Consider the following 7662-nt stretch of genomic DNA (forward strand, 5'->3'; position numbering starts at 1 on the left):
GCATAGGCTGAAGCTGCTTATTTTTTGCTAGATAGGTTCCTTTTTCTTCCTCAACATACAAAAATGGATTTAAGCCAATAAAAGAATAATTGGACCATGGTGATGATTCATCATTACTTTCAAGCAAATATACRGCTTCATCTTTTACTTGTTGAAAAAGATCAACAGGTGTCATGCTATCGATAAATATTTTTTTTATAATTGGAATGGTTAAATACTCTGTAGAGTCTTCTAAAAAAGAAGTATACGTGTTCGTCATATCTTTCAATCCTCCATTTCATGGAGAATGAGAATAGATGAGGTTATATAAAAGAGGATATAATAAATAAACCCAAAGACACWTCAAAAATGGGCCTTTGGGTATACGAATGGTAAAATTCACTCAACTAAACTCTGCTCAACTGTCTCATTCTCGTCTACCCTAATCTCAACTAAACTGTCTATTGTTTTCTCATAACTAAAATCTCTAAACTAACTTGTTACCAATTGTAGTACGTTTCAAATCCATTTGTCAACTACTATCTACTTGGCTTTAGACGAAACTAAGCTTTAAGCTCTTCATTCAGCAGTTTAAGAATCACTTCATCTTCTACTTGTTGAACAAAAGGTTTGCCTATGCCGCGCGGAGAGCTACTGCCAGAGCTGAGGCGCTGGTGGTTGACGCGGCCAAATATTCCGAACGCGCCGCCCGCCAGGCGGAGCGCCTGCGACTTTCGAGGCGTGAGGTGGAGATCGCAAAGGAGGGCGCTCCAGCGACCTTACCGGCGACGGATGACGACGATTGGGGCGGCTTCTTCGGAGATGACCAATGAATACTTCGCTCGACACATTCTCCCACGTCCATCCGACGGTGCGGCATTTCACGACCAGCGACAAAACTACGCGAATTCGTGCCGTAAACACGGATCAATGGGTCGATTACCCCGCAGCAACGGCCGCAATCCAGCAGCTATTCAAAATCATCGACATGCCCAAGCGGACACGAATGCCGTCAGTTCTTTTTTGGGCCAGCTCAAACATGGGAAAGAGCAGCATACAGGATCGGTTTATGGATCTCATATATCAAAGAACGGCCGACGATCCAGATTTAGATTGGCCTGGAGCAATACGACTTCAGGCCAACGACGAACTTACAGAAAAGCGTCTATACAACGATATTCTTAGTGCAATTGGTGTTCCTTCACCGATAACGACTGCGTCGCGCTTGCAAGCTATGGTCATCAGACACCTCGAACATCGCAGAACCCGATTAATTCTAATAGACGAGATACAACGCATCACGGATCTCGCGGACAAACAGCAACGCGTTGTGATGAATGCCCTCAAATATCTATCGAATAGGTTGTCGCTCGGCTACGCGGGATTTGGCTCGGGAGAAGCAAAGGGTTTGGTGCAATCCGACCCACATCTCACGCAAAGATTCAATATTATTGAACTTCCACAGTGGAAGCGGAAAGAACGCTGGGCGGCGGAAGCGGTCACAGAGCGCATATCCTATTTTCCTCTACGCCGACCAACTGAGGTAGATCGAGAGTTCATGGCGGTCTTGCAACACCATTCCGAAACACTGATAGGTCGGATGTTCGAACTTCTCCAAGAGGCAGCGGTATTGGCAATTGAGGGAGAGGAGCGCCTGACACCCGCGCTGATCGACGCGACATCCCGAGAATTCAGGAGTTCCGCGCAGGGCAAGAGCAGGGGATCCAATCGTGGCAAGTGCTAATCGATGGCAACCGGTCTTATCGAGCTTGGCGCCAGCGCTCTATCCAGATGAAGCAATTTCCTCCTGGCTATTTCGAGTTGCGGACGCTCATTTGCTCACTCGCGGAGAGCTTGCTGCCGAGATCGGAGCGGACCCTGAGTCCCTTGAGCGAGGCCATATAGACTCGTTGGATCGCGTTTCGGAGGTCACAGGCGTTTCACTAGATCGCCTCGTTGCCGCCGTGCACCCTCAGCTAATCGCCAAACCGCTTCCACTGTTTCGCCTCTCCCGAGAGGCCGTGGTTTGTCATGATTGCCTCCTGGAAGATCGCAAAGCGGGGAGGGAGCTATATACCCGAACAACCTGGATGTACCCGTTGGCGGTAAACTGTCCCGTGCACAAGAATATTTTGATGCCGAGCCAATTTCCCTTTGCGTTTCATTTGGAGAGGAAGGGGAAAATACAAGATGATCCACTTAGATCCGCAACATCACAACATACGATCCAGCTGCGCGCCAGACTTGGCGCATTGCTAATGGGAACTGGAAAAGCCGGCGCTATGCCGGCCGATCTTAGTCTATTGGGTCGGCTTCGATCATTGATTGGCGATCTGGTTGATGCGCTCAGGTCTGAGCCGCGGTCAGGCGCCGCTTCTTTGATGCGGAGCGTCAACTGGGGCATTCGGCAGTTCAGTCCAAGATTGACGCGCCACATGATCGCAGACGGGTTGGCGGATCTGGAGCCGTTCGACCGGCTCAAGCACGTGCTCGTGGCAATGGCGATCCTGGCTGAGCCCGATGAAAACGGGCCGATCGCCGAATTTGTGCAGGAATGCCAATATCGGTTGCCAGAGCAGAGTGTCGATCCGCTGGCCGCGCTAGCGGCTGGCCTTACCAAGCGCGACTTCACCGAGTTCGATCTGCGAACGGCCGAATGGCCTTCGAAATTGAAAGCCAGATGGGCGACAGTCAGGCATTTCGCGATGCTGAGAGCGGTCTGAGAATTTGGAGTCAGAAATGAGTGAAACTGCGGACATAACGGCAACATGTTCGCGGGGGCACCGGAGTCGCGAAATTAGGAGTCAGTGACAGTTTCCACACCTCTGTTGCCAGAAGGAATCATCGTCTAAGTAATATTATCAGAAGAAAACCGTTATCGACCTCGCTGATATCGAACCGTTCTGGCCGCCCGCTGGTTGATGTCGTGGTGACGCGCCAGCTTCATCGACAGGCTCGCGACGTCAGGAGTTCCATGCCGTGACCCCAGCAGCGCGTCGTATCGACGTTCATCACCATGTCATTCCGCCGGCCGTGGCCAAGGCCATGAACCGGCATGGCGTGACGAAGGTCGGCGGCGCCGATCTGCCACGCTGGAGCGTGCGAGCCTCGATCGGCACGATGGACCTCTATGGCGTCCAGGCGGCGATCACCTCGCTGTCGGCGCCGGGCGTCTATTTCGGCGATCTCGGCGAAGCCTGCGACCTAGCGCGGGTCAGCAACGAATTCTCGGCCCAGATGGCCCAGGATCATCCGGGACGTTTCGGCTGGTTCGCCGTGCTGCCGATGCCGTTCACGGCCGAGGCCTGCGCCGAGGCTGTCCATGCGCTGGACGTGCTCAAGGCCGACGGCGTCGTCCTGCTGGGCAGCACCGAAGGCGTGTTCCTGGGCGATCCGCGCCTGGAGGAACTGATGGCTGAACTGGATCGCCGCCAGGCCGTGGTCTTCGTCCATCCCAATCTTCACAAGACCAGCACCGAGCTGGACCTGGCCACGCCGGGCTATCTGGTCGAGTTCCTTTGCGACACGACGCGGGCGGCGACCAACCTGATCCTCACCGGCGCGCTGGAGCGATATCCACGCATTCGCTGGATCCTGGCCCACGCCGGCGGTTTTCTCCCGTACATCGCCTGGCGGCTGTCGCTGGCCAACGATCAGCTCAAGCTGGCCAAGACCCTTCCCAAGGGCATGCTGAACTCCATCCGTAGTTTCTATTTCGACACCGCCCTGTCGCCCTCGCCCGTCGTGATGGCCGCCCTGCGCGAACTGGTCGATCCCAGCCACATCCTGTTCGGCAGCGACTATCCGTTCGCTCCGGCGCGGGCCGTCGGCATGCAGGTCAAGGCCCTGGAAGCCTCGAGAGTCTTCGACGCCCAGATCCGGGCCGGCATCGACCGCGAACACGCCCTGGCGCTTTTCCCGCGCCTAGCCGCCCTGCCCCCGACGCTTCCGAACGGGCTTGGCGTCAGGCTCAAGCGCGCCGTCGTGAAGCCTATCGACGATCTCGCCGAGAAAATCCGCGACCGTTAGGCCTGGGGCTCGTCGGCGAGCGCGTCCCACGAGACTTCACGCCATTCGAACGGTGGGACCGCCCCCTCGCCCGCCCTGAGCGCTACGGCGAGGCAGTGATGGGGCAGCCTCGTCAGGTTCAGTCGCCAGGATGGATCGGGCCCGTTCTCGAAGCGCGCGGCGCAGGGATCGGTGGTGACCGAGAATGTCCGCAGGTCCATCGACAGGCCGTGGCCGAGGGCCTTGGCCACGGCTTCCTTCAGGGTCCAGAGCTCGATGAAGCGTTGGCCCTGCTCCGGGCCGGCGGACGCCACGCGCCGTCGCTCGTCGGAGGTGAAGCACCGCTCGGTCACGCCGTCGACGTCCGCCGGCCGGTCCCGAAGCTCTGCGTCGACGCCGATCGGTCCGCCGAAGCTCAAGCCGCAGGCGGCCAGGCCTGGCGTGTGGGTGATGTTGAAGTCGGGGACGGCCGCGTCCTCCCCCTGCCCCGCGACGAGGACGGGCTTGCCGTTCGAGCCGACGTCGAACCGCCAGTCCGCGCGCCCGGTGGCTTGGCGCAAGGCGAAGCGGAGCAAGCCGTGGGCGGCGACGAAGGCGTTCCGGTCGCGTTGGAAGCGAAAGCGCGACGCGCGGTCCCGTTCCGACGGTGAAAGTCGGGCTTCGACCCGCGCGCACGCCGCCGAAGCCTCCTGCGGCGCCTTCAGATACAGCAGAACGATAGCGCCCGACGACAACGCGGAAAAGTTGTGCATCACCATGACGAGCAGTGTACCCTCATGGCGGGGCTTCGCCCAATATCCAACCAGGGCGTGCGGCGCTCAGATCCGCGCCGTCCAGATCCGCGCCGCTGAGGCGCGACATGCGACCGAGGGACTGATGTCTTATCAGACCACGATGGACCAGCGCGGCCGGGCCGCTCCGGCGGGAGGCGCGCGATCCGAACGGACGCTTGACGATCCGTTCATCGACTTGCGCCGCGGGCTGCTGGTGCTGGTGAAGATCCTCAAATACCGGCTGTTTCCCTTCGGTCGCTTCTTCGCGCCTTGGAGCCGTCTGAGTTTCGCCGTTCGGTTTCGAAAGGCGCTTGAGGAGCTCGGCCTAACCTATCTGAAACTTGGGCAGTTTTTGGCGCTGCGCTTCGACATTCTCCCCGCCGAGGTCTGCCTGGAGCTGAACAACCTTTTCGAGAGCGTCGCGCCGATGCCTTCGGGCGTGGCCCAGGGGATCATCGAGCGGGAGTTGGGCGCGCCGGTCGCAACCCTGTTTCCAACCTTCAGCGCCGAACCGATCGCGGCGGCGTCGATCGGCCAGGTCCACGACGCGCGGCTGCCTGACGGACAGCGGGTGGCGGTCAAGGTTCAGCGCGCCGGCATCATGCGGATCTTCCGGGCCGACATCCGCAACCTGCGCAAGCTGACCGCCTTCGCCCAGTCTCTGGGCGTGTTCGGGCGGCTGTCGGCCACCGGCATGGTCGATCAGTTCGAGGCGTGGACGCTGCGCGAGATGGACTTTCGCACCGAGGGCGCGACGGCCGAACGCGTGGCGCGCAAGGCCGGCCCCGCCGTGGTCATTCCGGCGATCCACTGGGACCTGTCGACCGCCCGCGTGCTGACCATGGACTTCGTGACTGGGGTCAGCGCGACCCACATCCGTGAACTGGTCCAGACCTGCACGCCCGAGGAGCTGGCCGAGAAGCTGCCGGGCTTCGACCTGCCGACGGCGCTGCACAACTTCACAGAAGCCTCGCTGTCGCAGCTGTTCGTGGATGGCTTCTTCCATGGCGACCCGCACCCAGGGAACATCCTGTTCCTGCCGGAGAACCGCGTGGTGTTCCTGGATTTCGGCATTTTCGGCGCGCTGACCGACGAGCGTCGCGCCATCATCACCGCCCAGATCGAGAGCCTGGCGATCGGCAACATTGGGGCCAGCATGCGCGCCTACGGGCAGCAGGTAACCGAGACCGAGCTGACCGACATGGACCGCTTTCGCGACGACTGCCGCGAGGTGCTGACTCGCTGGTACGCCGCCCTGCTCAACCCCTCCGGCCCGATCGAGGACCGGCATCTGGCGCGCTACACCGGCGAGATGATCGACGTCTCGCGGCGAAACGGCCTGATCTACGACCTGAACTATCTGCTGTTCTGGCGGGCCATCAACAATCTCAACGCCACGCTCTGGCACATCGACCCGGAATTCGACCTGCTGGCCCAGTTGAGGACCTTCTTCGAGAAGACGCGGCCGGACGCCTTCCAGCGTGTTCGATCGATGGTCAATGATCCGGCCTGGCGGGAGTCTCTGCGCGATCTGGGCGGCTCGTTGGTTCAGGGGTTGAACACGAAGACCGAGGCGCCCACCATCCGGGCGACGACGGCGCGGTCGGACCGGGACGAGCGCCGCAAGGCGCGAACCTCCGGCTGGGCCATGCTGGGCATCGCCGGCGTGTCGGCGGCCGTGCTGGGCAAGGCGACCTCCCTGCCGATGTCGCTGACCCTGGCCCTGGTCGCGACCTTCGTCGTCACGGCGCTCTTCACCTCATGGCGGTTGCGATGAACAAGCTGACGCAACTCGCGCCCGCCGACGTCGCGCGCCAGCTGGCCGCCCTGCTCACGCGGCTGGGCCCGACCTTCGTCAAGATCGGGCAGTACCTGGCGCTGCGGCCCGACATCCTTCCCCAGGCCTATTGCGACGAGCTTCTGACGCTGGTGGACCGCAGTGAGCCGTTCGACTGGGCGCAGGCCGAGCGGATCGTGGAGGCCGAGCTGGGCGCGCCGGTCTGGGAGCTGTTCGACAGTTTCGAGCGGCGGCCGATCGGGGCGGGTTCGCTGGCTCAGGTGCACCGCGCGCACCTTCACGACGGCACGGTCGTCGCGGTCAAGATCCTGCGGCCGGGCATCGAGCGGCGCGTGGCCCGCGACATCCGCCGGATGCGGCTGGTCGGGCAACTGGTCAAGCGGTTCGGCATCAGGCTGCCGATATCGGTGCGCGAACTGGCCGACGAACTGGCCGAGTGGCTGCGCCAGGAGATCGACTTCGATCGAGAGCTCGCGAACGCCCGCAAGCTCCAGCCCTTGGCCGCCGGCAGCACGCTGCAACGGATCCCGCGCACCTATCTGGAACTCAGTTCGAGCCGGGTGATCACCTACGAGTATCTGGAGGGAATCCGGGTCAACAGCGTCCTGGCCGAGCTGCGCGGCGTCGCGCCCGAGCGCGCCAGTGGTCCGCTGCTGACCGTCGACGAGCGGCGAGAGTTCGCCGAGCGGCTGGTCACCGCCACCCTGATCCAGATCTTCCGCTACCGGTTCTTCCACGCCGACCTGCACCCGGGCAATCTGCTGGTGCTGCCGGACCGGCGCGTCGGGTTCGTGGATTTCGGCCTGTGCGACAAGCTGGACGAGACCGTGCGGGCCAACCAGCTGAGCTATGTGTCCGCCATCTACGCTGGCAACCAGCCGCGCATCTTCAAGGCGCTCACCGAAGTCCTCGTGGCGCGTCCCGAGAGCGACGTGGAGGGCCTGCGTCGCGATTTCGACGCCGAGATGCGGGCGGGAGACCAGGAGCACGGCGGCGCCTCCAGCACCGCCAACGCCCTGATCGGCGTGCTCAGGGTGGCGCGCCGCAACGGCTACCTGATCCCCGGCGTATTGATAGCAAATAACGGAAATAGAACCCTAATAC

The 7662-nt window shown here is 60.8% G+C and carries 7 protein-coding genes and 1 pseudogene; 6 read left to right on the forward strand and 2 right to left on the reverse strand.

The window, feature by feature from the left end; genetic code table 11:
* Positions 1-259, reverse strand: a 259-nt coding sequence (locus AC1DZ6_RS14270) for a hypothetical protein (protein WP_477097822.1), incomplete at its 3' end; no start/stop codon positions are given.
* A gap of 549 nt (positions 260-808) precedes the next feature.
* On the opposite strand from AC1DZ6_RS14270, the gene AC1DZ6_RS14275 reads away from it, so the two are divergent.
* The 4 genes and pseudogenes from AC1DZ6_RS14275 to AC1DZ6_RS14290 all read left to right on the forward strand — a co-directional run bounded on the left by AC1DZ6_RS14275 (position 809) and on the right by AC1DZ6_RS14290 (position 4008).
* The gene (locus AC1DZ6_RS14275) at positions 809-1723 is read left to right on the forward strand and encodes a TniB family NTP-binding protein (protein WP_477097823.1); all 915 of its coding nucleotides are present in this window, start codon (positions 809-811) and stop codon (positions 1721-1723) included.
* Positions 1710-2093 (forward strand): annotated as a pseudogene (locus AC1DZ6_RS14280) (TniQ family protein); the annotation flags it as partial. The gene AC1DZ6_RS14275 and the pseudogene AC1DZ6_RS14280, both read left to right, overlap by 14 nt.
* Positions 2094-2096: 3 nt before the next feature.
* Positions 2097-2702 (forward strand): hypothetical protein, encoded by a 606-nt coding sequence (locus AC1DZ6_RS14285; protein WP_477097828.1) that lies wholly within the window; start codon positions 2097-2099, stop codon positions 2700-2702.
* Between the two features lie 256 nt (positions 2703-2958).
* On the forward strand, positions 2959-4008 hold the full coding sequence (locus tag AC1DZ6_RS14290; protein ID WP_477097824.1) for an amidohydrolase family protein: 1050 nt from the start codon (positions 2959-2961) through the stop codon (positions 4006-4008).
* Here the strand turns inward: AC1DZ6_RS14290 and AC1DZ6_RS14295 are convergent.
* Positions 4005-4745 carry a 4'-phosphopantetheinyl transferase family protein gene (locus AC1DZ6_RS14295; protein WP_477097825.1) on the reverse strand — a complete coding sequence of 247 codons (741 nt, stop codon included), beginning with the start codon at positions 4743-4745 and terminating at the stop codon, positions 4005-4007. The genes AC1DZ6_RS14290 and AC1DZ6_RS14295 overlap by 4 nt on opposite strands.
* 118 nt (positions 4746-4863) lie before the next feature.
* Here AC1DZ6_RS14295 and AC1DZ6_RS14300 point away from each other — a divergent pair, with 118 nt between their 5' ends.
* Positions 4864-6537: an ABC1 kinase family protein gene (locus tag AC1DZ6_RS14300; RefSeq protein WP_477097826.1), complete on the forward strand. Its 1674-nt coding sequence runs from the start codon at positions 4864-4866 to the stop codon at positions 6535-6537.
* A partial coding sequence (locus AC1DZ6_RS14305; protein ID WP_477097827.1) for an ABC1 kinase family protein occupies positions 6534-7662 on the forward strand: 1129 nt, incomplete at its 3' end. The genes AC1DZ6_RS14300 and AC1DZ6_RS14305, both read left to right, overlap by 4 nt.

The sequence above is a fragment of the Caulobacter sp. P1_B12_2 genome (genome assembly GCF_056406675.1).

Coding starts and splice junctions, on each gene's coding strand:
- AC1DZ6_RS14275 (WP_477097823.1), top strand. CDS start 809: ATGAATACTTCGCTCGACACATTCTCCCACGTCCATCCGACGGTGCGG.
- AC1DZ6_RS14295 (WP_477097825.1), bottom strand. CDS start 4,745: ATGGTGATGCACAACTTTTCCGCGTTGTCGTCGGGCGCTATCGTTCTG.
- AC1DZ6_RS14300 (WP_477097826.1), top strand. CDS start 4,864: ATGTCTTATCAGACCACGATGGACCAGCGCGGCCGGGCCGCTCCGGCG.